At 63.5% G+C, this 2,992-nt stretch carries 4 protein-coding genes; all 4 read right to left on the bottom strand.

The annotated features are described in order from the left end of the window. Positions 1-14: 14 nt before the first annotated feature. The 4 genes from ACIQ2E_RS14260 to ACIQ2E_RS14245 all read right to left on the bottom strand — a co-directional run bounded on the left by ACIQ2E_RS14260 (position 15) and on the right by ACIQ2E_RS14245 (position 2,891). Positions 15-515 (bottom strand): Dps family protein, encoded by a 501-nt coding sequence (locus ACIQ2E_RS14260; RefSeq protein WP_398331972.1) that lies wholly within the window; start codon positions 513-515, stop codon positions 15-17. A 133-nt stretch (positions 516-648) separates the two neighbouring features. Continuing rightward, complete coding sequence (locus tag ACIQ2E_RS14255) at positions 649-1,617, bottom strand: RNA polymerase sigma factor, RpoD/SigA family (protein WP_398331969.1); 969 nt, start codon at positions 1,615-1,617, stop codon at positions 649-651. A 155-nt stretch (positions 1,618-1,772) separates the two neighbouring features. Beyond that, positions 1,773-2,756 carry a transporter substrate-binding domain-containing protein gene (locus ACIQ2E_RS14250; protein WP_398331975.1) on the bottom strand — a complete coding sequence of 328 codons (984 nt, stop codon included), beginning with the start codon at positions 2,754-2,756 and terminating at the stop codon, positions 1,773-1,775. Positions 2,757-2,762: 6 nt separating this feature from the next. Next, on the bottom strand, positions 2,763-2,891 hold the full coding sequence (locus tag ACIQ2E_RS14245; RefSeq protein WP_398331966.1) for a hypothetical protein: 129 nt from the start codon (positions 2,889-2,891) through the stop codon (positions 2,763-2,765). Positions 2,892-2,992: the final 101 nt, after the last annotated feature.

The following is a 2,992-nucleotide window of genomic DNA, read 5'->3' as shown; positions in this document are numbered from 1 at the left end:
GGTGCAATCGCTGGTCAGCTTTCCAACAGGCTGCGCAACATCCAGGCTGTCTTCTCATGAATCTGCAGGCGTTGCGTTAGCAAATCAGCAGTGGGCTGATCATTGGCTTCGTCGGCAATGGCGAACACACCACGAATCGTGCGGGCCACCGCCTCATGACCCTCCACCAGCTCACGCACCATGGCCATGGCCGCTGGAACACCCTCGCTTTCGGGGATCGACGACAAGCTTCCATAGATCTTGCCCCCAAACGGAGCCTTGTGGCCGAGGGCCCGGATCCGCTCGGCGATCTCGTCGAGGGCTGTCCACAGTTCGGTGTATTGCTCCATAAACATCAGATGGAGCGTGTTGAACATGGGCCCCGTCACGTTCCAGTGGAAGCCGTGGGTTTTGGCGTAGAGCACGGTGCTGTCGGCCAGCACGCGGCCGAGGCCTTCGGCGATCTGGGAACGCTGCTCGGCGGGGATGCCGATGTCGATCGGAGGGGCGGCAGTGGCGGATGCTTTGGCAGCCATAGAAGCTTAAGCGGAGTAATTCCGTTTTAGTCCCTCTGGCGCTGTCCGCCGCTCCGCTGTTGGAGATCGTTGTTTTTCCAGGGGCTGTTCCTGGATGGCTCTTGCTGGATCGACCGTTGAATGAGCGCGTGTGTCAGCGCTCATCCAGGCTGCCCAGGTAGTCGCGCACCCGGCAGCGGTTCTGGGGCTGGCGCAGCTTCAGCAGAGCCCGCGACTCGATCTGCCGCACCCGCTCCCGCGACAGATGCATGCCCTCGCCGATTTCGCTCAGGGTGCGAGGGGTGTTGTCATCGAGGCCGAAGCGCTCGCGGATCACCTGGGCTTCGCGCCCGTTCAGCTCGGCCAGCAGGCTTTCCAGGTCGTCATGCAACTGCTCGCGGGTGAGCAGTTGTTCCGGCGTGGCGTGCCCATCCTGCAGCAGGTCCCCCAGCTCGCTCTCCTGATCCCGGCCCACGCGCCCCTCCAGCGACACGGGTCGCGGCACCTGCACCAGGATCTGGCGCACGGCCTGTTCGCTCAGGTTCAGTTCTCCGGCCAGTTCGGCGAGATTCGGCAGTCGCCCCAGCCGCATGGCCAGCTCCCGCTGGGCCTTCTTGAGGCGGTTGAGCTTCTCGGTGATGTGCACCGGCAGCCGGATGGTGCGGCTCTGGCAGGCCAGGGCCCGGGTGATGCCCTGGCGGATCCACCAGTAGGCATAGGTGCTGAAGCGGAAGCCCCGGGTGGGGTCGAAGCGCTCCACGGCCCGTTCCAGGCCCAGGCTGCCCTCCTGCACCAGATCCAGCAATTCGAGGCCGCGGCGCTGGTATTTCTTGGCCACGGCCACCACCAGACGCAGATTGGCCTGGATCATCCGCTCCCGCGCCCGCTTGCCCCGATGCAGGGCCTGCCTCAGCTGGGTGGGGGTCAGGCCCGCCTTCGCGGCCCAGGCCGCCTGCGTTGCCTCTGGCTCGTCGGTCTCTGGCAGCTGAAGCTGCAGCAGTCGCTCCCGCTCCTGCACCAGGCGCGCCAGGGTGAGTTCCTCCTCCTGGCTCAGCAGATTCACGCGGCCGATCTCCTGGAGGTACAGCCGCACCAGGTCGGTGGTGGAGGGTGCTCTGGGCAACGACTGCCAGCCGGGTTTCTCCAGCTTTGCCAGGGCAGGCAGGCGACTAGCGCTTTCTGTCCTGTTTCCTTCGGTTTCTTGTCGCTCGGGAGCGGCGGGGGGCTACCTCTGGGAGTGCGACCTCTGATCCCCAGGCGAAACCCTGGGGACGGGGATCAGGAGGTTTCCCAGCGTTTGATGATGGTTTCAATCAGGCCTTCGAAACGCATGCGGGAGATCTGCTTGTTGATTAGATCGCGTTTGGTTTCACTCAGGTTGGCGCCGAACACGAAGCTCTGAGGGGTTTGGTTGTAGGTCTTGGCTGAGATCTGATACCGATTGGGATTCTCCACTTTTCCACTCAGGGATTGCACACGTGCCGAGTCGGCCATGATGCTGCCCACCGTTCCGCGCTCGAGGGATTCGATCAGAGCTTTATCCCCACTGATCGGTCGGATCTTCGAGAGCAGTTCCGGCCGCTTGAATTTGCGCACCTGCTCTGTCAGCCAGAGCTCACTGACTGTTCCCGAATCAACGCCAACGCCATCGCGTAGAGCGGCGGTCAGGCTGTCCTGCAGGGAGATATCGCTTGGAAGCGTCGACTTGAACACCACTGTCGCGGTGGTGCCCACAAAGACAGACGTGATGACGAGCCTGCAGATGTTGACCAGTGTGATGATGGCAATCGTGGGTGGACTAGGGCCCATTTTGTAGATGCCGGTGCCCATGACTAGCATCATCCAACCTTTAAAGAAGGTGTTTCGCCTGCGGCCGCTGTCGATATCCTTGTGATCGAAGCCACGGCTGATCAGCCAGAGGGCAATTGCGGCGATAACGGTGATCGCGAACAGCAGCGCGATCGAGTCGCGCAGAATCCGTTCATTGCCGATCCTCTGCAGCAGGGGGAGGATGCCTTCGTTGGTCTTGAGGGAGAGAAAGGCGAGGCTGTCCTCCTGGTACGGCGCCGAAAAGTCGGCCTTCTCCAGGCGCTCGGCAATGATGTTCAGGCAGGAGATCGCAACGTCCACCTGCCCCGCGGCGGCGGCCTCAATGGCCGCATTCGGCGTGGGAATGGGTTGAAAGCTGTAGCGCCAGCCCTGCTGCTGGGCGATGGCCTGCCACAGATCCACCGCCGATCCTGCGGCTTGCCCGTTGCTCAGGTCGGATCAGGGCATGGCGTTCTGCACCACGCCCACCCGCAGGAGCTGGGGATCGGCAGCCTTCCCCGGGGCGCTCGAAGAGCTGAGGGCCAGCATCCCCAGAGCGATGAGGGCCAGAGGGCGGAGGCGCGCCATTCAGCCAGCCCCTTCCTCCACCCAGGTGCTGGCCACGTGCAGCTCCTCCAGCTGGCGCTCGCTCACATCGGCGGGGGCCTGGGTCATCAGGCAGCGGGCCT

Source organism: Vulcanococcus sp., from assembly GCF_044369115.1.
In the GTDB taxonomy this organism is placed as follows: domain Bacteria; phylum Cyanobacteriota; class Cyanobacteriia; order PCC-6307; family Cyanobiaceae; genus Vulcanococcus.
This window is presented reverse-complemented; position numbering and strand designations above follow the sequence as displayed.